Origin of the sequence: Flavobacterium panici, assembly GCF_903819335.1 — a bacterium.
Lineage (GTDB): Bacteria > Bacteroidota > Bacteroidia > Flavobacteriales > Flavobacteriaceae > Flavobacterium > Flavobacterium panici.
Map to the genome: position 1 here is coordinate 89,003 of NZ_CAIJDE010000017.1, position 26,590 is coordinate 115,592.

Consider the following 26,590-nt stretch of genomic DNA (forward strand, 5'->3'; position numbering starts at 1 on the left):
CGCAGTCGCAGTTTTCAGTTTTCAGTTCAATCGACTGTAAACTGAGACTGCGACTGTAAACTAAAAACTACTCAATAACGTTTCTTTCTAAAAAATAATTTACAATTGCTTCTTTCATTAAAACAGATTGTTCTCCGGCTTTTAGCGCAGGCAATTGCTCTTTTACTTTGTAATGCGGCCAGCCTTCAGCATCAAAAAAATCAAATTCATAAAACCCATAAGGTTCAAGCAGTCTGCAGATTGCAATATGCATTAAGTTTAATTTTTCATCTTTTTTGAATTCACGGTGCACTTTTCCGAGTTCCTGAACTCCAATTAGGTAAATTATGGCATCTAAATCTAAATCTTCGCCTTGCGAAAATTGATTTGAAAGTATATCGACGAGCTTTTCCCAGCGCTCTTTTAATTGTGTATCTCTAGACATTTTTATTTATGATTTTTGATTGTAGAGTTTAGACTGCTGATTTAAAAAATCAATTCTGAAGGGGGCAGAATTGCAATCTGAACTCTAAATTTTGATTTGCAAAGATACACAGTTCAAATTCAAACACGTTAAAAAAATTAAACACATAAAAACATAGATTTTAAATATTAGATAAATCAAGATTAAAAACGGCTGAACCTTTGCAGCTCTGAGCCTTTAAACCTTAAAAAAAACATATATTTGCGCCTTCATTAAACATACCAAAACATGAGTTTTTTTGATATTATCGTTGCCGCACTTTTAGTTTACAGTTTATACAAAGGAATTAAAAACGGGCTTTTTGTAGAAGTTGCTTCTTTTATTTCACTTTTATTGGGAATTTATCTTGCGATTAAATTTTCTTCTTTAATAGCAGGCATGATTTTAAAACATGTTTCATGGAATCCTACTAATATTCAAATTACTGCTTTTATCTTAACTTTTATTATGGTTGTAATTGGTGTTTATTTCCTTGCTAAAATATTAACCGGAATTGCTGATTTTGCAATGCTTGGCTGGATGAATAAGTTAGGCGGAGGCTTTTTCAGAATCTTAAAAACAATCCTGATCTTAAGTATTTTTATTGCTTTGTTCGAGAAAATCAATTTCAATAATACTTTCGCTAAAAAAGAAACTCTAGATAAATCTATTTTCTATAATCCGGTTAAAAAAGTGGCTGCTTTTGTTTATCCTTCTATTGAAAAATGGTATGAGACTTTTAAAGAAAAACAAGCTGAGAAATCTGAAGAAGAAAAAGATCCTTCTAAAAAAGAATAATATTCTTTGCGCAAAGTAAACCCGACAGGTTTTTAAAACCTGTCGGGTTTGTTAATTAGTGTGTCAGGCTGAGCGAAGTCGAAGCCCTTTTATGTTAATCGAGCCTTCGACTTCGCTCAGGATGACAATAGGTTCAAAATAATATTTAGAAATTTATTTCTGTTTTCTCATCTTTCTTTAAAGTAATATCTTGTTTTTTATCTCCAAAAATTAAAGTTGTTTTCCCTCCTTTTTTAGAAGAAACAATCACTTTTTCGGGTTTCTTATTGTTCCAAATTATTTCTAATTCAAACCCGCCTCTTGCGCAAATTCCTTTTACAGAACCTTGCTCCCAGGCATCTGGTAAAGCAGGCAATAATCTAATTTCATTTTCATTAGACTGCACTAACATTTCGGCAACGGCTGCGGCTCCACCAAAATTTCCATCAATTTGAAATGGCGGATGCGCATCGAATAAATTCGGATAAGTTCCTCCGCCTCTTCTTGGTTTTTCCGTTTTCTTTCCGTCCGGATCAACATAACGCAGTAATTCGCGGAACATTTTATAAGCGCGATTTCCGTCCCAAAGTCTTGCCCAAAGATTAATTCTCCATCCTTTTGACCAGCCCGTAGTTTCATCGCCTTTTATTTCGAGTGTTTTTCTTGAAGCCTCGGCTAAATCTGGAGTTTTTAAAGGCGTAATATGATCGCCCGGAAAAAGTCCGAATAACTGCGATTGATGACGATGTTTCGGATCATTATCTTCCCAGTCAAAATACCATTCCTGCAGATTTCCTTTTTTACCAATTTGATACGGATAAAGTTTTGCCAATGCTGTTTCTAATTTTTTTCTGAAATCAGCATCAATATTAAGAACCTTTGAAGCCTTAATTGTTTTATCAAAACATTCGCGAATCATAGCTAAATCGGCAGTTCCACCATATAATGTAGCGCCGACAAAACCGTCCGATAGCTTATATTGATTTTCCGGTGATGTTGATGGCGATGTAATTAAATTTCCATTTTTATCTGTTACCAGCCAGCCCAAACAAAATTCGGCTGCACCTTTCATCAAAGGATACCCTTCTTTCCTTAAATAAGCTTCATCCTGCGTAAAAATATAATGTTCCCAAATATGTGTACTCAGCCATGCGCCCGCTATTGGCCAGCACGCCCACATTGGTTCTTCTTTTCCAAATTGTCCAACGGGATTTGTCATTGCCCAAATATCAGAATTGTGCGCTGCCGCCCAGCCTTCGTTAACACCATAAAAAGTCTTTGCCGTCACTTTTCCGGTTACCGAAAGATTTTTTATAAAACTCAAAAGCGGCAAATGCATTTCTGAAAGATTGGTGTTTTCTGCCAGCCAGTAATTTTCTTCGAGATTAATATTCATCGTATAATTACTGCTCCAGGGCGGATTCAAATACGGATTCCAAATTCCCTGCAAATTCGCAGGAACGCCCAATGTTCTTGAAGAACTTATCAATAAATACCGCCCGTAATTAAAATAGAGAATTTCGAGGTTTTTATCTTCTTTCCCGTCAGCGTAGCGCAGTAAACGTTCGTCTGTTTGTAAATCTGGTGCTGTGGTTTTGCCTAAATCTAACGTTACACGATTGTAGAATTTTTGATAATCGGCAATATGATTTTCTTTTAATTTGTCGAAAGGTTTTGCAAACGCCTTGTTCAAATTTTGCAATGCAATGTTTACATCATCAGGACCCTCTGTTGCTGGATTTTTGTCAAAACCATTAAAACTTGTGGCTACAGAAACATAAATAATCGCTTCCGTCGCATCTTTTAAAGTTAGTGTTTCTCTCGAACTTGTAATTTGTCCATCCGTTTTTTTGATTTGGACTAAAGTGGTAAATTTTGTTCCTCTGTCTTTTATCTCCAGATATTTTGGTAAAACAGCATATCCGGCATTTTCATGAATGGGTGCAGAACCTGTCATTACCAAAATATTATTTCTTACTTCAACATTTGACTGTAAAAGGCTTTTTAAATTGATATCAAAGTTTAAAGCTCCTTTTTGATCGGCTGTTAATTTGATTGCCATAATTTGATCTGGAGCTGAAACAAAATATTCACGTGTATATTTTATTCCGGCCATTTCGTAACTTACTTTTGAAATTGCATTCGAAATATCCAGTTCCCGATGATAATTTACCGCTTTTCCTTTTTCAGCATTGTTGATTTCTAATGTTCCTAAAGGTGCATACGATTCGGAGTTTTTCCCTTGAATTTTCTTGTTTAATTCTTCGGCTAGTTTATAATTTTCGTTTTTTAATGCTTCGCGAATTTCGGGAATGTTTTTATACGCTTCCGGATTCATTTTTGTATTCACAGGTTCTCCCGACCAAAGTGTGGCATCATTCAAATAAATTTTATCTGAATTTGCACCTCCAAAAACCGTTGCACCCATTTTTCCGTTCCCTAAAACCAAACTTTCTTCAAAGAAATCAGCAGGCTTATCGTACCATAAAACATTTTTCGATTGTGCAGAAATGTTTGTGTAGTAAGAGGCGAAAAGTAAAATGAGAAATGTTTTTATGAGGCTTGGATTCATTTTGCTGCGTTTTAAATATTACCGATCAGATGTTCCTACGGAACATTATTGCAATGTTGTTTTTTTGATCAACGGATTTCATCCGTTGCTACCGACGAGTTGTTCCTAACGGAACATTTTTATTTATTTTCATTCAAACAAGTTTCAAAAAACCGTTCAAAAGACTTTTTACTTCTCACTAATTACTATTTACTAATCACTAAGAACTAAAAACTATTTACTCACTTTGTAAACTTCATTCGCCGTAATCATTTCCCAATTATCAGTTCTAAATGGCGATGCCGGGAATTTTTCTTTGTTGAAAAGATTGATTTCGGTATCGTCATCTGCCCAGCCATAATGAACTGCAACGGGATTTTGAACCTGATCGCTTGATACAATTACTTTGTTGTCTTTTATTATCGCTTTCGCGGAATGAAAAACTTTGTCTGCACCTGCAATTTCGAATCCTTTTAGGTTTTCTGAATTATCTGAAGCCGTTAATCCCGAACCAATATTATCGAAAGTCAAAATAATTTGATTTCCTTTTATTTCCTGCGATTTATAAGTTGGTCCGCTGTGAACTTGTTTTTTGCCATAAATATTATTTAAAGCAACTGCCGCCAAACGCAATCCAATATCTTGTTTGTTTGTTGGATGAATGTCTTTTGCATTTCCAATATCCGTCGTAACCGCCATTCCTGTATTTGGCAGTTTTAAAGTTTCAGACTGTGCTTCGCGAAGTTCTGCCCAACGGCTTCCTGTTTTACTGTTTCCGTTGAACTCATTGAAAGTTGATAATTGAACGAAATAAAAAGGAAAATCACCTTGTTTAAACTTTGTTCGCCAGTCTGTAATCATTAACGGAAATGCTTTTTTGTACTGCTTCGCTCTCCAAACATTGGCTTCGCCCTGATACCATAAAACGCCTTCAATAGCGTACGGAACCAGCGGATTTACCATGGCATTGTATAACAACGACGGATAACTGTTTGGTGATAATGCTGTTTTTACAGTAATAACTTTAAATTTCCATTTTCCGTCAAGCGGAATATTTTTACTGCCGAGACTTAGTTTTAAATCGGCTGCATCGCCGTAGATTCCACCGCCGCCGCCATTATCTACAATTCTAACCGAAATTACATTTTTTCCTTCTTTCAAAACATTTGATGGGATTTCGTAAACACGTTTTAAATCGTATTGTGAGTTTTTACCAACTTCAATTCCGTTTACGTATGTAATGTCTTCATCATCAATTTTTGAAAGATAAAGTGTTGCTTTGTTTTTTATATCTTCTGCAGAAAGTGTAATCGTTTTTCGCATCCAAACAATTCCGTCTAAATCACCTAAAGGTTGGTTTTCCCATAAACTCGGCGTATTTAATTCGCCCCAAGATGAATCGTTGAAATCAAATTCTTTAAAAGTATTTTCATTATCTGTACTTACCGGAGTTCCCTGAATTTTCTCGACTCTTTCTTTCATTTTTTTGGCGTACAATTTCGAAATAGAATCGACATTTAGCGAAGGAACTTCAGCAATCATAGATTTGAAATCATCACTTTTTTGAAATGCTTCGCGGCTTGTCCAGGTTTCTACATTCGTTCCGCCCCAAGAAGTATTAATGATTCCAATTGGGATTTTTAATTCGGCATATAATTTTCTGGCGAAGTAATATCCAACTGCTGTAAAATTACCAACAGTTTCTTTATTTGCTATTTCCCATTTTCCGGCTTTTAAATCGTCTTTTGGTTTTCCGCTTAAATCTTGTGCAACTCCAAAATGACGAATCATTGGATAATCAGAATTGGCAATTTCTTTTTCGGCATTTATCGTTTTTGAAACCTGAAATTCCATATTCGATTGTCCGCTGCAAATCCAGACTTCACCAACCAAAACATTTTTGATTGTGATTTTATTTTTTCCAATAATTATTAATTCAAAAGGTCCGCCGGCTTTTTCAGAATTCAGATTTAAAGTCCATTTTCCGTTTTTATCGGCAGTTGTTTTTTGTATTTGTTTGTTAAAATGAACTTCAATTTTTTCATTAGCATCGGCAAAACCCCAAATCGGGATTTTTTTATCTCTTTGCAACACCATTCCGTCAGAAAACAGCAAAGGCATTTTGACATTAGCATTAGCTAAAACATTTATTATCAGAAAAATAAATACAATACATTTTTTCATTTCTTCTAAATTTAAATTGTTTAAACCATATAAGTGATATAAGATAATTTAAGCTCAATGCTGACAAAAACTTAATTTTACTTATATCACTTATATGGTTTATAAAAACTTTTTTACTGTAATCCTTCTTTTAAAGCGGTTAAGGCCTGAGTATCGAAAACGGAATTATCGCTTCTTTTAAAAATTCCAAAACCATTATTTCCTATGCTTCCTTCGTCCCAATAAAAAGGTAATAATCCATTTGCTTTTGCTGTTTTTATCACCGTTTTTAAATAATACGCTCTCGAAGCTAAATGTAAAGTTAAGGCATCTCCGGTTAAAGTCGTTCTGCGAATTGCTCCAAATTCTCCTAACAAAACTGGAATTCCTTTATCGACAAACTGAGTTTTCATTAATTTGAAATTTTTCTCTAAATCTGCTTCTTCTCCATAAGTTGCATTTCGTTCTGTATCTGTTGTGGAATGATAATTTGCTCCCCAATAATAGAACATTTTTCCCCAGGTTTCATCTTTAGTTAATCCGCCAAAATTCCACGGAGCATAATAATGAACCTCAACCATCATTCTGTTTGCTGCAGAATCTGTTGGCAAAGTAGTCATTAATTTGTTTGTTTTTTCAATATCTGTCGTTGGTCCCTGAACGACTAAAGTACGATAGGCATTTTTTCCTCCGGTTGAACGAACTGCATTAATGAAAGTTTGATGATACGAAGTTAAAACTGCCATTTGTGAGGCATCTTCAACCGCTGGTTCATTGGCACTTGCAAAAAGTAAATGTTCATCAAATCCTCGTAAATGTGTTGCAATTTGTTCCCAAAAAGCTTTTTGTTTTGCATTGTTTTCGACTTTTTTAGCTTCGGTGATATTATTTTCCAGCCAGCCGCCGTCCCAGTGAATATTCACTACAACGTACATATCATTGTCAACACAATACTGAACTACTTCTTTTACTCTGTCGAGCCATTCTGTTTTGATTTTTGCTGTTGAAGCATTTTCCAAATATTGATTCCACGAACATGGAATTCTTATCGCATTAAATCCGTTTGCTTTTACAGCATCGATCAATGCTTTCGTTACTTTTGGATTTCCCCAAGCTGTTTCTCCCCCAGTTGCTTCTAAAGTATTCCCAATATTCCAGCCTAATTTTATTTTCGCTGCTAATTGAACAGCTGTACTTGACATTCCGGATTGGTCTGCCGTAATTGGGTTTGTATTGTAACTTGGATATAAACTAGTAACAACCGCTGCGCCTGCCTGAGTAACTGCAATTTGTACAGATGAAGTTTCACCTGAATTAATTGTAATTGTTGCCGTTCTTGCTTCGGTACTTGTATTTTCTGAAGCTGTTATTTTAACGGTAATAGTTCCCGAAGTTCCTCCCGCCTGACTTAACTGAAGCCAGCTTGAATTTGGGTTACTAATCGTCCATGCCGTAACATTTGTATTTATTTTTATGCTGGCTTCACTTCCTTTGCTTACAAAATCAATTTTACTAGTGTCGACTGTAAGTGTTTTTGCAGCTGCTTTTTCTTCTTCTTTATCAGAGCTACAAGCCCAAATACTTAAAAATGAAAAGCATAAAAGCGTACTTAAGAAATAAGTTTTAATTGTGTTTTTCATCTTATTTGATTGTTACAGGAATTTCTTTTTTAATATCTCTTGAAGAATTCCCCACTTTTAAAGTGTATTTTCCTGGCTCAACTGTCCATTTTTTGGCAGTAACATCATAATAAGCTAATTCTTTTACCGGAACTTTAATTGTAACTGTTTGCGAAGATCCTGCTTTTACTAAAACTTTTGAGAATCCTTTTAGTTCTTGTGCTGCGCGGGTAATTTTAGAACCTGATTTTGAAGCGTATAATTGAACTACTTCTTTTCCATCCTCTTTTCCTGTGTTTTTTACTTCAACAGAAACTGAGATTGTTTCATTTTGCGCATAATCAGTTTTATCTGCTTTCGCATTTTCAAAACCAAAAGTAGTATATGATAATCCGTAACCAAAAGGATATAAAGGCGCAATATTTTTTGTATCAAACCAACGGTATCCAATTAAAATTCCCTCAGCATAATTTACTGTTTTTCCTCCAGGGAAACTGTTTGTGGCATGCGCCGGAGAATCCATAATTGCTTTAGGCATTGTCCAAGGTAATTTTCCTGACGGATTTACTTTTCCTAATAAAACATCGGCTAATGCATTTCCTCCTTCAGAACCGTTAAACCAAGACCAAACTACAGCTTGCGATTTTTTGCTGATATTTTCAATTTCAAAAGGCGCTCCGGCAACAAAAACTACAATTGTTTTTGGATTTACTGCCAATACTTTCTGAATTAATTCTTCTTGTCCAAAAGGCAAATGCAAATCTCTACGGTCTGAAGCTTCAGTTTCGTAATCACGGTTTGAGCCTGCAAAAATGATCGCAACATCAGAATTTTTAGCAGCTTCAACTGCTTCCTGAACTTTTGCCGGATCTAATTGATCAATTGTTACCGGACCGTTTGATGTTATGTTTCCTAGATTTCCTTTATTTTTTTCGTCGTAACGCTCTAAATAACCTTCGGCATAATTGATTTTTATTGAAGATGGAAGCCTATTTTTTAAACCTTCAAGAGGCGTAATTTCTCTTTTTGTTTTTACTCCCGCACCAAATCCGCCAAGAGCATTTTTCTTTGTGGCATTGTTTCCAATTACAGCGATAGATTTAACTCCGTCTAATTTTAATGGCAATGCGTTGTTTTCATTTTTCAATAAAACAACTGCTTCTGCAGCAATTTTATAAGCATCTTGGTAATGTGCTTCGGTTGCGATACTTCCTTTTGTACGTTCGCCGCCGCCCATTGCTTTAACTTGGAATAAAACTCTTAAAATACGTTTTACATGAAGATCAATTTCTTTTTCTGAAACTTCACCAGATTTTACCGCAGCAATTAATTTATCGGCTAAGAAAAATTCGTTGAAAGGTTTTGGTGTCCCCATTTCAATATCTAAACCGTTTTTTAATGATTTTGCTGTAGAATGCACCGCAGCCCAGTCTGAAACTACTATACCTTTAAATCCCCATTCGTCACGAAGGATTTTATTTAGCATATAATCGTTCTCACATAAATATTCTCCTCTAAATTTATTGTAAGCGCCCATTATGCTGTATGCTTTTGCTTCTTTTACCGAAGCTTCAAAAGCAGGAAGATAAATTTCACGAAGTGTACGCTCGTCAATTTGTACATCGACATAATCACGATTGGTTTCCTGATTGTTTGCTGCAAAATGTTTTACGCACGCCATTACATCTTTTTCCTGTAAACCTACAATTAAAGGCACGGCGATTTTTTTATTCAAAAACGGATCTTCACTCATGTATTCATAAGTTCTTCCTCCAAGCGGCGTTCTTACCATGTTGATGGCCGGCGAAAGCAGCATGTCTTTATCTCTTGCACGTAATTCTTCTCCTAAACTAGTTCCGAAAGTATGCGCCATTTCTGCATTCCAAGTTGCTGCTAAAGCGCCGCCTGCCGGATAATAAGTTGCAAAATCGTTTGTCCATCCCGCCGGAGCCCAATTGTCACGTGAAATTTCTTCACGAACTCCAAGCGGTCCGTCGGCCATTTTTAATTCCGGAATTCCTAAACGTTTTACACCTGCATTGGCAAACATACTGTTACCATGAAGCATTCCAATTTTTTCCTCAAGTGTCATTTGAGAAATTAATTTATCTATTTCGGCATCATGATCCGTACCTATTTCTTTTCCTATATATTCTTTTTGAGCTGATTCAGCATCTGAATTTTGTACTTCATTTTTGCACGAAACAAACAGCATCACTGCCAGTGCCGCCGAGAAGTATATAAATTTGTTTTTCATTGATTGTGGTTTTTTAGTTTTTAGATTTTATAGTTAGTTTACTGTTTCACAAATCTAAACATATAAACGTCATTTTCGTTAATTGCAATTTCTCTATTGAATGCTCCTTTTGAATCTATTTTTATTTTTTCTGTAGAAAGCAGACAATCGTTATTTTTTTCTTTGAGCAATTTTACCTGTTCTTTACTCAATTGTTTTGGGCTTTTCATGGCCAGATAATCGGCATAAACATCGTGTGTCTTATAACCAACTTTATAGATTTCCAGATTATATTTTCCTTTTACCAGATTGTCTAATTCGATTTTTACAACTCCTTTTGATTTCGAAGGTAAATCCTGAAGATAATAAGTTTGGTTTAAAACTTTATCGCCCGGATGTGTGTTCGTAAAATCCCAAAACAAAAGCTGTACATCACCTTTTTCATTTTTAGTTATCCATGAATTTTTATCTGCATTCTGAAGTTCTGTTTCTCCTAATTTATTCATTAAATAATACGAGAAATAGGCTGGTTTTTTAATTCCCTGCGTATTCAATAATCCGAAACCACCGTGAAAAGGTGTAAATCTTGGTCCGGCTTCTTCAAAAATATCAGTAAAAACCCAATAAGACATTGAATTTGCGGCATTACCAACTTGTTTTATTTTTTGCAGAATATACGCTGCAGAATGATAACTGTCGTGAATTGGATCTGCCGGAGTGTAAGAAGCACTCCATTCGGTATAATGCAATTCCAGATTTGGTTTTGCCGAAGCTGCGATTTGTTTTCTTGAATTTAAAATATCTCCACTTACGCTGAATTCATCCTGACTCAAAATAGTCCCCGAAGTCCCGAATTCATCCAGGTATCCGTGTTTTACGCCGTAAGTATGTGTTGAAATAAAATCTATTGGAACGTTGTTCTTCGCACAAAAATCAATTGTTTCAGGAACCCACGCCGCTCCTGCTGTCGCTGGCCCGCCGACTTTGTACTCTTTATTTACATTTTTTACTGCACGTGCCGCATATTCATATAATTTGAAATAATCGGCTTGTGTTCCTGTCCAGAAACCTGGTGATAAATTAGGTTCGTTCCAAACTTCAAAATACCATGTTTTTACTTCTTCTGCTCCGTATCGTTCTGTAAAATGCTGGGTTAAATTTTGAATTAAATCTTCCCATTTTTTATAATCTTTTGGTGGCGTTACATTTCCTTTCCACCAAAAAATAGTTTCTTTTCCGCTTGCCAATGCATTCGGCATAAAACCTAATTCTACAAAAGGTTTCATTTTTAAGCTTACTATATAATCGAACAAAACATCGACGTATTGATAATTGTATTCAGGATTTCCTTTTTCGTCTTCTCGATAAACGGCCATGTCATCGGTCAATAAACCGTGCATTCGGATGTACTTAAAATCACATTCTTTTTTAACCAATGCTAATTGTTCCTGCCAGTCGGCACGTAAACCTTCGTTTGCTCTTCCGGCCCCGATGCATTCTTTAAACATGGTGTTTAATTTTCCTGCTTCTTTATTGTAATCGATTTTTATGATTCGGTTTTCAGCATTGTTATTTTGTCCAATAATTTGGATTGAATGAATTAAAACCAGTAGTATAAAAATTCTTTTCATATCTGTTCGGAATTACGTTGTGTTAGACGCACTGCTGTGCGTCTCTACGAATTGCGTTTCTACAAATTGTTTGTAATCGTTTTGTTGAGTAAACCCGACAGGTTTTAAAAAACTTGTCGGGTTTGAATATCTGTGTAATTACAATTTTTTAAATCTAATTGCTGTTCCTCCCGCTCCGCCTAATTTTAATTTTAGCGAATCGGAAGCTTTTACGGTTGTCTTCGAAATGGCTACTGCTTCGGGATTGTGTTTTTGGTCTGTTCCTTCGGCATCAGCATAAATCTGTGCTTCATAAGTTGCGTTTTTATCTAAAAAAGAAAGTGAAATTTCAAGTTCTCTTGGGTTTTCATTTGTTATACTTCCTAAAAACCAGTCGGCACTGTTTCTGTCTTTACGAGCCGTTGTGATGTATTGACCAATTTCTCCGTTTAGCACTTTTGTGTCTTCCCAATCTGTTGGAACATCTTTTAGGAATTGTAAAGCTGGTTTCCCTTCATAATTTTCAGGAAGATCAGCCAACATTTGAATTGGAGAATATGTCGTTACATAAATTGCCAATTGCTGCCCAACAGTTCCCTGAATTCTTTTTCCCGGATAACCTTGTTTTACCTCAACATCAAAAATTCCCGGAGTAAAATCCATCGGTCCTGAAAGTAATCTTGTAAACGGAATTATACTTAAATGATTCGGCGGATTTCCTTCGCTCCAAGCGTTGTATTCTTGTCCACGCGCTGCTTCTCTCGAAACCATGTTTGGAAAAGTTCTGCGCTCTCCAGTATCTTTTATGGATTCGTGATATAAAACAGCTAAATCATATTGTGCTGCTTTTTCTAAAATGTATCTGAAATAATTTACTCCAAACTGCCCGAAGTGCATTTGTTTCATATTCAATTTAGAGCCAACATGACCAATTTTCACGGTATGAATTCCGAGTTTTTTGTATAAAGCAAAACCTTCGTCAACTTGTTTTAAATAATTAATCAGGTTTGAACCTGTTTCGTGATAACCAATTAATTCGATATCCTTTTTCTTTCCGTACTCAACCACTTTTTCTAAATCGAAATTGTCGGCGTTTTGAGTAAAACTGAACATGTGCATACGGTTTTCATACCAGCCCGGCGTCCAGCCTTTGTTCCAGCCTTCGATCAACAAATGATGAAAACCTTCTTTTGCTGTAAAATCAATATATTCTTCGGCGTGTTTTGTGGTTGCGCCTTGTTTGTCGCTTTCCCAAAAAGTATATTTTCCAATGTGCATTCCCCACCAAATTCCTAAGTATTTATAGGGTTTGAAATAGCTGTTTGTGTTTTTTAATTTGTTTGGTTCGTTCAGATTTAAAATCAAATAAGACATAATTAAATCTGCTGGTTTTTCACCAATTTGAATGGTTCTCCAAGAAGAAGTGAATGTATCTTTTACACGAACTTTTACGCCGTCTGCCCAAGGAACCAAATCTGTTTTTAATTGTGTGCCAACATTATTTACCAAAGTTGTACTGGCGTAATCAATTAGGTTTGCTTCATGAAAACTTAAGGCTAATCCGCTTTTACTTTCTATAGTTAATGGAGTCAAAACGGTGTCCAGTTTACTAACCGGAGCCGCTTCAAATAAATATTCGTCACGATTTTCTCTGTTTGCCGGAATCCACCATGCTTTTCCATCTTCTTTTAAATTAAAAGTCGTTTTTTCATCCATAATGAAAATACTGTCTTTTACATTTTGTTTTGGATATACATATCTAAAAGCAACTCCGTCATCAAAAGCTCTAAACTGAATTTGCAGTTTACGTTTGTTTCCGGTTTTTTGCTGCAACTCTACAGATAACTGATTGTAATGATTTCTGATATTTTTCTTTTCTCCCCAAACTTGTTCCCAAGTTTCGTCAAAAGTGGATTTTTTGACATTTTTGATTTCGAAGTTGGTACTGAAATCTTCATTTCCTTTCAATAAAAATCCTAAATCTGATGGTGTAATAATCTCGGTTTTTCCGTGTGAAACGGCGTATTTCGGAGCATTTTTTACGAGTTCAAATTTGATTTTATTTTGTCCGTTTGGCGAAGCGAGTTCGTACGCATTTTTATTTTTCTGACTGTATCCAATCGAAACTGAAAGTAATAAAGCGGGAAGAATCAGGTGTTTTTTCATGATATTTTTCTTAATTCATTTTTAATAAATCGGGCGTTGGCAAGGCTTTCGCCCGATTTAGAAACTCAACAAAAACTTATTTTTATCCGTAGTTGGGATTATTTTTTTAGGCCACAGATTTCACAGATTAAAATGATTTTTTTTAATACTTTGTGTTTATTTTTTCACGCAGATTCTGCAGATTTAAACAGATTTTTTAATTTTTAATTTTTCTAATCTGTGACTTTTTTTTGCCACGAATTACACAAATTATCACAAATTTAATTCGTGGAAATTCGTGCAATTCGTGGCAAACTTTTTTATTTTATCCACTCTGTTTTAAAAGTGGTTTTTCCGTTTAATGGGTTTGTTGTTACATCGAAATTGTTTCCGTTTTTGGTCACTTTTATTTCCTGAACGGCAGTGTCATTTGGTAAAAATACTTTGGCTGTCGCCGAAGTTGTTTTATCGCTTGCATAAACTTTCAACGTTAATTTACTCCAATCCATATCTTTTGTCGATTGTGCTAAACCGATGTGAGGCAATGCTGTTCCGTCTTTTACCAAAACTACAATTGGTACTTCTCCGGCTTTGATTTTATGCCAGCCCGATTGGTATACTTTTTTAGTTTGGTAATCAATCCAGATTCCTTCCGGAAGATAAACGTCTCTTTCTGTTACTTCTTCAAAAAGCGGTGCAACCAAAATACTTGATCCAAATAAATATTCATTATCCACTAACCAGGCTCCCGGATCATTTGGATATTCTACAAATAAAGCACGCATCATTGGCAACCCTTTTTGTGAACTTTCTTTTGCCTGAGCGTAGATATAGGGCATTAATTCATAACGCATATTATCTGCTTTTCTAAATCCTTCCAGAAAATCTTTGCTGTATAACCAAGGTTCGCGCGGAGGTTCTCCGTGGCTTCTTACATGTGAAGTAAACATCCCGAATGGTGCCCATCTTCTGTATAAATTCTCTGGTGATTTTGTAGCAAATCCTCCCACATCGTGACTCCAGAAACTGAATCCGCTTAGACCTAATGAAAGTCCGCCGCGTAATTCTGCCGACATTGCTCCGTTTGAAGTTTCCGCGTCTCCTCCCCAATGTAACGGATAACGCTGCGATCCTGCCCAAGTGCTTCTTGCCCAGATTAAAGTATATCCTTTTTCTTTTTGAGTAATTTCGGCAACAGCTTTATTATATCGTAACGGATATAAATTGTGTTCGTAAAATCCTGTTCTTCCCGAATGGTAAATTCCGTCTGGCGGAGCAGCTTCTCCAAAATCAACTTTGAAAACAGAAACGCCTTCGTCGAATAGTTTCTTCAATTTTGCCTGATACCAAGTAACGGTTTCCGGATTTGAGAAATCTAAAACGGCATCTTCATAAGGAAGGTTTCCTTTTCTATCTCTTACGGCTAAGTTTTTGTCCATGATTTCAGGGAACAAAGTATTCTTTGGTGTGAAATAAGGCAATTGCCATAGACACACATGAAAACCATCTTCTTTTAAATCAGACATCATTTTTGTTGCATTTGGGAAACGTGCTTTTGCAAACTCGTAATTGTTTCTCCAGTCTACATCAAACCAACCTGTATCAAAATGAATTACATCGGTTGGGATTTTGTATTTACGCAAATCTTTAGCAACTTCTCTTCCTTCTTTTTCAGAGAAATAAGTAATTCGGCTCATCCAAAATCCGAATGACCAAAGCGGAGGCATTGCAGCTTTTCCGGTTAAATTGGTGTATTGATCTAAAACGTCTTTTGGTTCTCCGATGAAGAAAAACAAATCAGCTTCGTCATCGCCAATGTACATTTCGTTGGCACTTCCAAAATATTTACCAAAGTCAACGGTTATTGGTGTTGAGTGATGCATGAAAACTCCGTAACCGCGGCTGCTCATATAAAACGGAATTGGTTTATACATCGTTTCATTTTGGATTCCGTTAGCATCATCTGTCCATAAAACTACTTTTTGACCGCGTTTGTTGAATTGCGTAAACGATTCTCCACAGCCAAATATTTTTTCGTCTGGTTCTAAGCTAAAAGCCGCGCCCATACTTCTTGAATAATCGCTGTTTCTTCGAACGTAAGAGAATGGAAGTGTTGGTGTATAAGAATTTTTAAAATCGGTATCGTGAAGTGTACTGGTCAGCAGTTTTCCATTTTCATCGTAGATTTTTACGTGCCAAGGTTTGGTCAAAATTTCGACTCTTCCGTGTTTACTTGTGTAACTATGTCCTCCTTCGATTTTAGAATATTTCCATAATTCCGGATGATTTGGCGCAACGCCGTCAACCAACATTAAAGATTCTTTTTGTGGATGAAATTGTGGTCCTGAGGTTGTTTTTATTCGGATCGTTCTATCTGAAACAAACTGAATTTCGAATGGCAAAACAGGAGATTCTTCATATTCTGTTGTTGGAAATTCGTTAGCCTTTTCAACATCAGGTTTCATCATCATGTTGTTGAAAGCCTGACGCGTTTTGTAATTGTATCTCAAATATTTTATAGTTCCTTTTCCGGTTGCCGGATCGAAAGAAGCTAGTTCATCGGCAAAATAAAACGTGTTCAGGTAATTCTGAAAATCTTTGCTGATGTCTATTGGAGCGTTTAACACATCTGCATTTTGGATTTGTGCCGATGCTTTTGGCGTAAGCAGCAATCCAAACATACAGATTGAAAACAAAGTGCTTAGTTGTGCGTTTTTCATTGGTAATATTCTAGATGTTAGTTCTCCTGCAAGGTTTTCAAAACCTTGTAGGTTTGTATTTTTTCTTCTATTTAAAATTTCATTTTATTCATCCTGCAAGGTTTTTCAAACCTTGTAGGTTTTGTGTTGACTTATTTAAAACTTAATTATACCTACAAGGTTTTGGAAACCTTGCAGGAACGTTTACGTTGTATTATTATTCTGTTGTGATTACAATTGTTGCGGGTTTTAATCCTTTTGCTTTTGCGGTTAATTCCACTCTTCCTGTTTTATCTCCAGATTGTACAATAACCAGACATTTTCCAGCCAAAGCAGTATGTTTATTTCCTTTATACGATTCGTGACTTACGGGATCTCCGCTGCAAACGCCTACAATTTTTCCATTTCCTGTTAATGAGAAATTGATTTCGTTATTGGCATTTGGAACCAAAGTTTCTTTATCGTCTAAAATATCAACGGTTACAAATGATAAATCATTTTTGTCGGCTTTAATTGTACTTCTGTCTGCGGTTAATTTTAGTTGCGAAGGATTTCCGGCTGTTTTGATTTCTTTTTCTAAAACTGTTTTTCCGTTTTTACGAGAAATGGCTTTTAGCGTTCCGGCCTGAAAAGGGATTCTCCACATTACGTGTAAATCGTCTCCTTTTTTGCTTCTTTTTCCAACTGATTTTCCGTTTACGAAAAGTTCGACTTCATCGGCATTATTATAATAGGCCCAAACGTCGACGGTTTGTCCGGCTTTCCAGTTCCAATGTGGGAAAATATGAAGAACCGTTTTATCCGTCCATTCGCTTTGGTACATATAATAAACGTCTTTTGGAAAACCGGCTAAATCCACGATTCCGAAATAGGAACTTACAGATGGCCATTCGTAAGGAGTTGGTTCTCCGATATAATCGAAACCTGTCCAAATGTACATTCCCGAAAGAAAATCGTGTTTTTTAATGACTTTCCAGGTTGCTTCATGCGTTGAACCCCAAGGCGCCTGAACCTGATCGTAAGCTGAAACGGTGTTTCCGGGATTTCCTTCTGTAAATTTAAGATCCCATCTTACAGGCCATTTTTTTATAGTATCTGAAACGGTATCATAATAACCTCTTGTTTCTAAACCTGAAGTTGTTTCGGTTGCTATAAATGGTGTGTTTGGGAAATTCTTTTGATGATATTCATAGGTTTGATGCGCATAATTATATCCGATAAGATCTAAAATACCTGATTTTGCAATGGCATTAAACTGAACATTCTTCTTTTCAAATTGCAGTGTTACGGCGTCAATATTCATATTTACCGGCGGATTCATGGCTGCTGTAAGCGGGCGGGTTTTATCGTTTATGCGAACGATTTCTGCCAATTCTTTTGCAATTTCAACACCTGTTTCATTCCATTGTTCCGGAATTTCATTTCCTATACTCCATATAAAAATACTTGGGTGATTTCGGTCACGGCGCAACTGATCGCCTAAATCTATTCTGTGCCATTTGTCCCAGTCATTTGCATAATCGTATTTGGTTTTGTTTTGTTTCCACATGTCAAAAGCTTCATCCATGACAATGAAACCCATTTTATCACATAGATCTAAAAGTTCCGGAGCGGGTGGATTATGAGAAGTTCTGATTCCGTTTACGCCCATTTCTTTCAGAATTTCTAACTGACGTTCGATTGCGCGCGTATTGATGGCAGAACCTAATGGACCTAAATCGTGGTGCATACAAACTCCTTTGATTTTGACTTGTTTTCCATTCAGAATAAAACCTTTGTTCAAATCAAATTTAAATTCTCTGATTCCGAAATTCGTTTTGTATTGATCAACAATTTTATCATCAACCAAAATCTCCGTAATAGCTGTATACAATTCTGGTTTTTCAACTGACCATAAAACTGGCGATTCTACTTCTGCTTTTACATTTAGCAATGTGCCGCTTTTTGGAGTAAGCGTTATATATGTAGTGGAGCCTGAGGTAACTTTTTTATCTTCCTTATAAATGGTAGTTACTAATGTTAACTTTTTTGATTCTAAATGATCGTTCTGAATTCTAGTTTCAATATTTACAGAAGCTTTTTCGGCAGTAACTTTTGGAGTTGTAACATAAGTTCCCCAATGTTCAACGTGTAATTTATCTGTGGTTTCTAACCAGACATTTCTAAAAATTCCTGATCCTGAATACCAGCGTGAATTTGGTTGTTTTGAATTGTCAACCTTTACAATTATTTCGTTGGTTTTTTCTCCGTAATTTAAGTATGGTGAAAGTTCATATTGAAAGCCAATATATCCGTTTGGACGTTTTCCTAAATAATGTCCGTTTATCCAGACTTCACTGTTTTTATAAACGCCATCGAAAGTTATTGATATTATTTTATTTATATCTTCTTTTGCTATTTTAAAAGTTTTTTTATACCAACCTAAGCCTCCATTTAGTGATCCACCCCCATATCCAGCTGAGCTTTTCTCATCAAATTTGCCTTCGATGCTCCAATCATGCGGAAGATCTAAGGTTCTCCATTTGGTTGAAGTTCCAATGGTATCTTTATTTGTTAAACTATCATTTAAATGAAAACTCCAGTCTGCATTAAAAGAGATTTTTCGGTTTGAAAAAGTATTTTCTTTACTGCAGGAACTTAATAAAAACATCGCAGAAAAAATCAAAACTGAAAGTCTGCTCAGATATTTAAATGTGGTTTTCATAGATAGTCGTTTTTGTGGTTTGTATAACAAATATAAACATACCGATAGGTGTCTGTATCGATCCCCTACCGGTAGTTTTCTTTTTTATAATGTATTATGGTTAGGCTTGTAATGAAAAACGATTAAACAAACGCCTTCTCCGGTTCTGCTTTGGTTACGAATAACAGCCAGACGCAATGAATTATCTTTAAGTTCAACCACTTTTACACTGTACCAAATAGCACAATCTGCATAATAATCTCCACCATACAGCATTTCTACGCCTCCATTAAAAATTAATTTATTATTGGCGATTTCAAAACTATAAGTTCCTTTTTTGGTTGTCTGCACATTACTGCTAATTGCTGTTTGTTTTACGGTAGTATTATAACCTCCGTTCAAATCAAAATACATTTCTCCCCAGTCTTTGCTTGGCATGATCCATGAGTTACTTGCATAATCCGGAAACCAGTTCCAGTTGTCTCCAGATGCGGCAGGATAGTCTAAACCTGCCCAGCCAACCGGATCAATAAAATCCAGAACCCAAGTTTTACCTGCTACGCCATTAGTTAGCATGGCCCATTTTGGATCGCTGAAATACGTTTCGTCATTTTCTTCCACATTTACTTCTACCGGGGCTGCATCTACAGAACCTCCTCTTGTATAAGCCGTAAAATAAACGGTATATTTTCCAGCAAAAGGAAATGTAATTTGATCCTCGCCTTTATTAGAATGCCCTAATTCATTACCATTTCCGTCTACATATCTCCAATATGGAATTACTTCCGGATCTTGATTTTTTAAGATTACAATATTCTTATTTGCGGCATTCTGTGTTACCGAAAACTTAAGTGTTGACGATGTTAAAGTCACTGCTGGCAAACTCTCGCGATCTTCTACCGGCTCGCATGAAAACAGTAGTGAGCTTAGTGTTATTGCAGCTATTAAAATATATAATATACGTTTCATAATAGTTTGTTTTTAGTTAATTACCAACCTGGATTTTGTGAAATAGTACCGTTAGAAAGAACTATTTGAGATTGCGGTAATGGAAACCAGCCTTGCGTTTCTGTTCTAAATGTTACATTAAATTGAGAATCAACGTTTGCATTATCAATTTCAGCTTTAGCTACAGCAACTCCTTGTCTGATTAAATCGAAATAACGTAACCCTTCCAGAGCTAATTCTAATTGGCGTTCTTTCATGATGGCAGCTTTATTAAAATTAGCCACTGTTAATCTGTGATTTGTATCTTTAAACGCTCTGTCACGAACTCTGTTTATATCTGCTAATGCCAAAGCACTGTTAGTTTCTAAATTTAATTCGGCAGCCATTAACAATACATCAGAAAAGCGTATAACAGCAAAATCCTGATAGTTATCAATTTGGAAATTTCCTCCGTTTGCTTCTACAATACTTGTTCCTGCATCATTGTTAATTGGGCAGTATTTTTTCCATGAATATCCTGTGTATTGACGCTGCTCTCTTGCTACCGCATCAAAATTTAAAGGGTTTCCTTTATAACTTTCATTTTTATAATCAATGATTGTTGCATCTCTGCGGGTATCTCCAGGTTCGTAAGCATTATACAATTTAGGAGTAACAGTTGCTCCTCCCCATCCTGTTGCATAAGGGCCAATTGCTCCGCCTCGGGGTGCGATATTAACCTGAAAACGGTTTCCTTCATTCAAATTCCAGTCTCCTTTTCCTGAACCATTAAAACGAACAGCCCAAACCATTTCTGTATTGTCTTCTCCGGCAAATTTATCGAAAGATGCTGCTAACCAAAGATTAGCAAAATCAGCAACCAGTCCATGTCCGCTGTTATTTACTACATCATTAATATAAGTAACGGCTTGTGCTTTAGTTATAACTCCTGCTAAATCCGTTTTTTTGTAATAATCCGTGTAGAATAAAAATGTTCTTGCCAAGTAAGCTTCTGCAGCCCATTTTGTAATGCGTCCATAATTAGCATTTCCTGCCTGAGAATAATTATCATTGTTTAAATTATCTGAAGCAAATTTTAAATCATTTGCTATCAAAGCGTATGTTACCTCAGCCGGTTGTCTTGGCAATAAAAATTCGCTTGCCTTAATGGTATGGTCTAATGGCACAATATCTCCAAACATTTTAGCTGCCATAAAGTGAAAATGTGCTCTTAAAAAACGAGCTTCTGCTTCGTATCTAGTTTTTAAAGCTGTATCAGATCCCCAGTTTACTCTATCCAGATTTTCTAATAAAATGTTGGCTCTGTAAATTCCTAAATAGGCATATTTCCATACATCGGCATTCATTTCTTTATTCGAAACAAATAAAAATCTATCCCATTCGATATCTGTCTGTGCATCGGCAATACCGTATCCTCCAAAACAATCATCAGAAGCCTGTTCACTTATCAATAAAGGTCCGCCGTAAGCTTCGCGTTGTAATACATCATAAACAGCAATCAATCCTGAATAAGCATCGGCTGGTGTTCTATAAAAATTCTCTTCAACTTTGGTTGTAGAAGGCTCCGTATCTAGAAAATCATTTGAACAAGCCCCTAAAACGAACAAGCTTGAGACAGCTAATAATTTTATATATTTTTTCATCGTTTTCATAATTTAAAAGTTAACATTTAGACCCATCATGTACGTGCGAGGCTGTGGGTAATATCCAACATCAATTCCTTTTGCCCACGGTTGTGTTAAGTTACCGTTGCTGTCTCTTGCAGTATTCCCAAATCCAATTTCAGGATCCATTCCTTTATATTTTGTAAAAGTGAATAGGTTATTGGCCGCAACATACAATCTGAATTTGCTGAAGAAGTTCAATTTGTTTGTCAATTTTGTTAAATCACAACCAAAAGTTGCATTCTTAATTCTGAAGAAATCAGCATTTTGAACATATAAATCAGAAAACTTCGTGTAATTCCCATTTGAATCTGTTCCGTAAGTAACTCTTGGAACTCTGTTAGAACTTCCTTCTGTAGTCCATCTGTTTAAAACATCTGTAGTATAGTTTGTGTAACCGCGTGTTGGATCGTGAATGCCGAAAACATTTTGGTTTCCTGCAACACCATAAGTATTAACTGTTAAGTCAAATGCTTTGTATGATAAGTCAAAATTTAAACCGTAAGTAAAATCAGGGTTTGGATCTCCAACTTTGGTTTTATCATTAGCATCAATTTTTCCATCTCCATTTAAATCTACAAAACGAACATCTCCAGGCGCTGCACCCGGTTGTGCGCTTGCTGCAACTTCTGCCGCATTCTGAAAAATTCCTGCTGTTTTTAATCCGTAGAAATAACCTATTGGCTGTCCAACCTCAACACGGTTCAACTCATCTGTTCCTTGGAATAATAAATTTGGATCTCCATGAATAATGCCTTCGCTGTTTGCAACTCTAAGTACTTTGTTTTCATTGTGCGAAAGATTTGCGTTTACAGCAAAATTCCAATTTTCATTAAACTTAGTATGATAGGCTAAAGCAATTTCAAATCCTTTATTTTGAATATCTCCTCCATTAATATAAGGAGCTGTAGCACCTGCATACACTGGAATAGATGCTAAAACCAGCCAGTCTTTTGTTTTTTTATCGTAGTAATCAAATGTTAATGAGAAGTTTTTAAACAAAACAGCATCAAATCCAAGATCTAATTGCTCTGACGTTTCCCATTTTAAATCAGGGTTTGAAAGCTGATCCGGGCTTGCACCTGTTTGCAGCGTTTCTGTTCCTGTTCCGAAATGATAGTTTTTATTGTACGAACTAATCGTTGACATATAAGAAAAAGCAGGAATTTGATCGTTACCATTTTGTCCCCAGCTTGCTCTGATTTTCAATGAATTTAAAACTTTATTTTCCTGGAAGAAAGCCTCTTTATCAACATTCCAACCTGCAGAAACTGATGGGAAATATCCATATCTGTTTGAAGCTGCAAAGTTTGATGAACCGTCTCTTCTTAAAGTTGCTGTAAATAAATATCGGTTATTGAAATCATACAATAAACGTCCAAAATAAGACTGAATTCCATAATCTCCACGATTTCCTTTTACTGTATTTGATGTCTGATCTGTAGCATTACTCAAATAAGCATGAGCAAAATCATCAAAAGTTAAGTTTTTACCCGTTGCTTCCATGAAATCGGAAGTGTTTTTTTTGGCAGAAGTACCAACTAATACATCAAAATTGTGGACTCCGTTTAAAGTTCCTTTGTACTGAATCGTGTTTTCAAAAATCCATCCTAGAGATTTAGTTGCATTTTGAGTAACGCTCGAAACCGTATTATTATCATTTGAAGAAAGAGAATAAACCGGTTTGAAAGAACGGTAATTGCTATCCGTCATATCAACACCAAAACTTGTTCTGTAGGTGAAATTTTTAAAGAATTTTAATTCTGCAAAAATGTTTCCTACGTAACGGTTTGATTTTGTTTCATTGAAGTTATTATAATACAATGATCCAAGCGGATTGCTGATATCTGCTGAAATAGAAGAATGAGCAAAACCTCCATTGGCATCATAAGCCGCATCAATTGGCGCTGCATTCAAAAAGCTTCTGATGGCATTACTGTAAATTCCCTGATCTGCAACTCCTGAGCTTTTAATATTGGCAAAAGAGAAGTTTTCTCCAATTTTTAAATAGTTTTCAATTACTTCTGAAGTTGAATTTACATTGAATGTAATACGATCATATTGTGATTGATTTGTTGAACCGCCAATCATACCTTCTTGCCCGTAATAGGATAATCCGGTTGCAATTGTAGATTTTTTATCACCTCCGCTAATTGTAAGCGAATGGTTTTGTTTTATTGCGCCTTCGTTAAACAAATCGTCCTGCCAGTCATGATTTGGAAACGCCGCGATTTGTGCTTGCGTATATAATGGTGTTAAACCAGAATTTACACGCGCTTCATTCATGATAGTAGTATATTCCTGTGTATTTAATAAATCCAGTTTTTTAGCTACTTGCTGAAAACCTGTATAAGAATTAAAAGACACATTCATTTTACCATCTTTTCCTTTTTTTGTTGTTACCAAAATAACCCCATTTGCCGCTCTGGCTCCGTAGATAGATCCTGCAGAAGCATCTTTTAGAACGTCAACCCTTTCTATAGAAGAAGGATCAAGATATCCAATTCCGTTATCTACAACAACCCCATCAACTACATAAAGAGGTGTATTATTTCCTGCTGTTCCAACTCCACGAATGTTTACTGCCATTCCCGCTCCCGGCTGCCCAGAAGTTGAAGTGACATTTACACCCGCAGCCTGACCTTGCAAAGCATTTGTAACATCTAGGGTTGCTACCTGCTGAATGTCTTTTCCTGAAACTAATGAAGTTGCGGTAGTATTGACCTTTTTCTTTTGTGTACCGTACCCGATAACTACAATTTCTTTCAGTTCTGCAGTTTCTTCCTGCATGGTAACATTGATAGTTTTTTGAGTTCCTACTGTTACTTTCTGAGTTTTAAATCCAATAAAAGTAAAAACAAGAACGTCTCCTGCTTTTGCCTCTATTTTATAATTTCCATCAAAATCGGTTGCGGCACCAATTTTAGTTCCCTCTACAGAGACAGATGCTCCGGGAACGCCCATTCCGTCAACAGCCGATGTTACAATTCCATTCACAGATCGGGATTGTGCCTGAGCAAAAGCCGACTGCATCATAAATAAGCTAAACAACAGCATCGTGCAAAACGAGAGCATTGTTGTTTTAATACAATATTTGCTTTTCATAGTAAATAAGAGTTGGTTTAAATTAAGTTAGTTACGTTTATTGTGATCAAAGTGTAAGTTCTTTTTCTCTATAATTTACCTTCTCCTTCTAATTCAAAAGTTAGTTTTTTAAAACTTATAGTCATTTTGAATTTATCTTATGGTAAATTTGACTACAAGTGTAAAACTTTTTTTCTATTTTAGCAAAATATTAAGGTTATTTTTTTTCTATTCTGATTTATGGGGATTCATTTTTGTCAATCCGATAAGATTAAAGATTAAAACGAAATAAAAAACATCAAAAAAATAACGCTATAGCGTTTTGACAATCAATCATTTAAAAGATTTTTATTTGTAATTTAATTTTTCATCGTAATTTCAATCAGCTGATTATCAATTTTTTGATCTGTTAAAAAAATATTAAGTAATCAAAAAAGACAGTTATGCATTTTATTTGTTTAATTTGTCAAAATTTATTTCGCATATGGATAAAAAAGTAGATGCCGACTCTGTTGCAAAAAGCGAACAAAATGCAATGAATGCAATCACAATTGACTGCGTTGTTTTTGGTTTTGATGAAGGAAGTCTGGAAGTACTTTTAGTCCAGCACGCAGAAGGTATCAGTAAAGGAAAATGGGGTTTACCCGGTGGATGGATTTATAAAAAAGAAAGTACGGATGATGCTGCACATCGTTTATTAAACGAACTTACTGGTTTGGATAATATTTATCTGGAGCAGTTAAAGGCTTTTGGAGATCCGGATCGTTTCCCGCTTCGCCGTGTTATTACTATTGGTTACTATGCGCTTGTAAAAAGAGAAGATTATAATATTAAAGCAGGTTTTACAGCTTCTGATGCTAAATGGTATAAAATCAACAGTATTCCTGATTTGATTTACGATCACAACGAAATTTTATCTTATAGTATACAAAATCTTCGTAACCGCGTTCGTCAGGCGCCTATTGGATTTAATCTTTTGCCGGAAAAATTTACTTTGCTGCAGTTGATGCATCTTTATGAAGAAATCCTGGGAATTGAAATGGATAAATCTAATTTCCGCCGAAAAATTCTGCATATGAAATTATTAGTTGCTTTAGACGAAAAACAACAGGATGTTTCACACAGGGCTGCAAAATTGTATAAGTTTGATCCTGATATTTACAAAAAACTGACTGAAAAAGGTTTCAATTTTGAATTTTAAAAAACAAGCATAAAGGCTAAATGGCAACAGTATCTTCTACAAAAACTTCTAAAACCGAAAGCAAATCTGCTTTAAATAATGCGACAGCAATTGACGGAATTTCAATTGACTGTGTCATTTTTGGTTTTAAAAAAGAAAGTCTTGAAGTGCTATTGGTTCAGCATGCCGGCGGAGAAAGCGAAGGAAGCTGGGGCGTATTAGGAGGCTGGCTGAAAAGGGAAGAAAGTGCCGATGATGCTGCACAGCGAATTTTATATGAACTTACGAGTCTGGATAATATTTATCTGGAGCAGTTAAAAGCTTTTACAAATCCGGGTCGTGTTCACGATCGCCGCATTGTAACTATTGGTTATTATACACTTGTAAATCAAGAAGATTATAATGTTAGGGCAAGTATAGCGGTTCGTGAAGCAAAATGGTGTAAGATTAATGAGGTTCCCAATTTAATTTTTGACCATAATGAGATTTTAAATTTCAGTTTACTGCAGCTTCGAAACCGCGTGCGTCAGGCGCCAATTGGTTTTAATCTTTTGCCCGAAAAATTTACTTTACTGCAATTAATGCATCTTTATGAAGAAATACTGGGAATTGAATTGGACAAATCTAATTTCCGCCGAAAAATTCTGCATATGAAGCTGCTTTTGGCACTCGATGAAAAGCAGCAGGATGTTTCGCACAGAGCTGCAAAACTCTATAAATTTGATGCCGAAATCTACAAGAAACTGACTGAAAAAGGATTCAATTTTGAGTTTTAATTAAAAAATTGAA

General features: G+C 35.7%; 15 protein-coding genes. 3 read left to right on the top strand and 12 right to left on the bottom strand.

Translation table 11 applies throughout. From position 1 onward, the window contains the following. Positions 1–67: 67 nt before the first annotated feature. Positions 68–424, bottom strand: coding sequence for a hypothetical protein (locus tag FLAPXU55_RS00545; RefSeq protein ID WP_053473416.1), 357 nt, complete (start codon positions 422–424; stop codon positions 68–70). 267 nt (positions 425–691) lie between these two features. On the opposite strand from FLAPXU55_RS00545, the gene FLAPXU55_RS00550 reads away from it, so the two are divergent. Next, on the top strand, positions 692–1,240 hold the full coding sequence (locus tag FLAPXU55_RS00550; protein ID WP_180855983.1) for a CvpA family protein: 549 nt from the start codon (positions 692–694) through the stop codon (positions 1,238–1,240). Positions 1,241–1,385: 145 nt separating this feature from the next. Here FLAPXU55_RS00550 and FLAPXU55_RS00555 read toward each other — a convergent pair whose 3' ends face one another. From FLAPXU55_RS00555 to FLAPXU55_RS00605, 11 genes are all read right to left on the bottom strand, one after another. After that, positions 1,386–3,791 (bottom strand): glycoside hydrolase family 95 protein, encoded by a 2,406-nt coding sequence (locus FLAPXU55_RS00555; protein WP_180855985.1) that lies wholly within the window; start codon positions 3,789–3,791, stop codon positions 1,386–1,388. Between the two features lie 213 nt (positions 3,792–4,004). Then, positions 4,005–5,954, bottom strand: coding sequence for a sialate O-acetylesterase (locus tag FLAPXU55_RS00560; RefSeq protein ID WP_180855987.1), 1,950 nt, complete (start codon positions 5,952–5,954; stop codon positions 4,005–4,007). A 113-nt stretch (positions 5,955–6,067) separates the two neighbouring features. After that, complete coding sequence (locus FLAPXU55_RS00565) at positions 6,068–7,573, bottom strand: cellulase family glycosylhydrolase (protein ID WP_180855989.1); 1,506 nt, start codon at positions 7,571–7,573, stop codon at positions 6,068–6,070. Between the two features lies 1 nt (position 7,574). Beyond that, complete coding sequence (locus FLAPXU55_RS00570) at positions 7,575–9,809, bottom strand: glycoside hydrolase family 3 C-terminal domain-containing protein (RefSeq protein ID WP_180855991.1); 2,235 nt, start codon at positions 9,807–9,809, stop codon at positions 7,575–7,577. Positions 9,810–9,847: 38 nt separating this feature from the next. After that, positions 9,848–11,419: a GH39 family glycosyl hydrolase gene (locus FLAPXU55_RS00575; RefSeq protein ID WP_180855993.1), complete on the bottom strand. Its 1,572-nt coding sequence runs from the start codon at positions 11,417–11,419 to the stop codon at positions 9,848–9,850. 138 nt (positions 11,420–11,557) lie between these two features. Continuing rightward, positions 11,558–13,564 (bottom strand): glycoside hydrolase family 97 protein, encoded by a 2,007-nt coding sequence (locus tag FLAPXU55_RS00580; RefSeq protein WP_180855994.1) that lies wholly within the window; start codon positions 13,562–13,564, stop codon positions 11,558–11,560. Positions 13,565–13,863: 299 nt separating this feature from the next. After that, positions 13,864–16,263: a glycoside hydrolase family 31 protein gene (locus tag FLAPXU55_RS00585; protein ID WP_180855996.1), complete on the bottom strand. Its 2,400-nt coding sequence runs from the start codon at positions 16,261–16,263 to the stop codon at positions 13,864–13,866. Positions 16,264–16,459: 196 nt separating this feature from the next. Further along, positions 16,460–18,946 (bottom strand): glycoside hydrolase family 2 TIM barrel-domain containing protein, encoded by a 2,487-nt coding sequence (locus FLAPXU55_RS00590; protein WP_180855998.1) that lies wholly within the window; start codon positions 18,944–18,946, stop codon positions 16,460–16,462. Positions 18,947–19,030: 84 nt separating this feature from the next. Continuing rightward, positions 19,031–19,894 (bottom strand): hypothetical protein, encoded by an 864-nt coding sequence (locus tag FLAPXU55_RS00595; RefSeq protein ID WP_180856000.1) that lies wholly within the window; start codon positions 19,892–19,894, stop codon positions 19,031–19,033. A gap of 20 nt (positions 19,895–19,914) precedes the next feature. Next, positions 19,915–21,516, bottom strand: coding sequence for a RagB/SusD family nutrient uptake outer membrane protein (locus FLAPXU55_RS00600; protein ID WP_180856001.1), 1,602 nt, complete (start codon positions 21,514–21,516; stop codon positions 19,915–19,917). A 12-nt stretch (positions 21,517–21,528) separates the two neighbouring features. Beyond that, a complete protein-coding gene (locus FLAPXU55_RS00605) occupies positions 21,529–24,642 on the bottom strand; it encodes a SusC/RagA family TonB-linked outer membrane protein (RefSeq protein ID WP_180856003.1) in 3,114 nt (1,037 codons plus the stop codon). A gap of 463 nt (positions 24,643–25,105) precedes the next feature. Between FLAPXU55_RS00605 and FLAPXU55_RS00610 the strand changes: the two genes are divergently transcribed. Continuing rightward, positions 25,106–25,822 (top strand): NUDIX hydrolase, encoded by a 717-nt coding sequence (locus tag FLAPXU55_RS00610; RefSeq protein ID WP_053473427.1) that lies wholly within the window; start codon positions 25,106–25,108, stop codon positions 25,820–25,822. 20 nt (positions 25,823–25,842) lie between these two features. After that, on the top strand, positions 25,843–26,577 hold the full coding sequence (locus FLAPXU55_RS00615) for an NUDIX hydrolase (RefSeq protein ID WP_053473428.1): 735 nt from the start codon (positions 25,843–25,845) through the stop codon (positions 26,575–26,577). Positions 26,578–26,590: the final 13 nt, after the last annotated feature.

Bases quoted from the DNA above. Each gene is read 5' to 3' on its own strand.
- FLAPXU55_RS00550 (WP_180855983.1), top strand. From the start codon at position 692: ATGAGTTTTTTTGATATTATCGTTGCCGCACTTTTAGTTTACAGTTTA.
- FLAPXU55_RS00585 (WP_180855996.1), bottom strand. From the start codon at position 16,263: ATGAAAAACGCACAACTAAGCACTTTGTTTTCAATCTGTATGTTTGGA.
- FLAPXU55_RS00545 (WP_053473416.1), bottom strand. From the start codon at position 424: ATGTCTAGAGATACACAATTAAAAGAGCGCTGGGAAAAGCTCGTCGAT.
- FLAPXU55_RS00590 (WP_180855998.1), bottom strand. From the start codon at position 18,946: ATGAAAACCACATTTAAATATCTGAGCAGACTTTCAGTTTTGATTTTT.
- FLAPXU55_RS00595 (WP_180856000.1), bottom strand. From the start codon at position 19,894: ATGAAACGTATATTATATATTTTAATAGCTGCAATAACACTAAGCTCA.
- FLAPXU55_RS00615 (WP_053473428.1), top strand. From the start codon at position 25,843: ATGGCAACAGTATCTTCTACAAAAACTTCTAAAACCGAAAGCAAATCT.
- FLAPXU55_RS00565 (WP_180855989.1), bottom strand. From the start codon at position 7,573: ATGAAAAACACAATTAAAACTTATTTCTTAAGTACGCTTTTATGCTTT.
- FLAPXU55_RS00600 (WP_180856001.1), bottom strand. From the start codon at position 21,516: ATGAAAAAATATATAAAATTATTAGCTGTCTCAAGCTTGTTCGTTTTA.
- FLAPXU55_RS00605 (WP_180856003.1), bottom strand. From the start codon at position 24,642: ATGAAAAGCAAATATTGTATTAAAACAACAATGCTCTCGTTTTGCACG.
- FLAPXU55_RS00610 (WP_053473427.1), top strand. From the start codon at position 25,106: ATGGATAAAAAAGTAGATGCCGACTCTGTTGCAAAAAGCGAACAAAAT.
- FLAPXU55_RS00555 (WP_180855985.1), bottom strand. From the start codon at position 3,791: ATGAATCCAAGCCTCATAAAAACATTTCTCATTTTACTTTTCGCCTCT.
- FLAPXU55_RS00580 (WP_180855994.1), bottom strand. From the start codon at position 13,564: ATGAAAAAACACCTGATTCTTCCCGCTTTATTACTTTCAGTTTCGATT.
- FLAPXU55_RS00575 (WP_180855993.1), bottom strand. From the start codon at position 11,419: ATGAAAAGAATTTTTATACTACTGGTTTTAATTCATTCAATCCAAATT.
- FLAPXU55_RS00570 (WP_180855991.1), bottom strand. From the start codon at position 9,809: ATGAAAAACAAATTTATATACTTCTCGGCGGCACTGGCAGTGATGCTG.
- FLAPXU55_RS00560 (WP_180855987.1), bottom strand. From the start codon at position 5,954: ATGAAAAAATGTATTGTATTTATTTTTCTGATAATAAATGTTTTAGCT.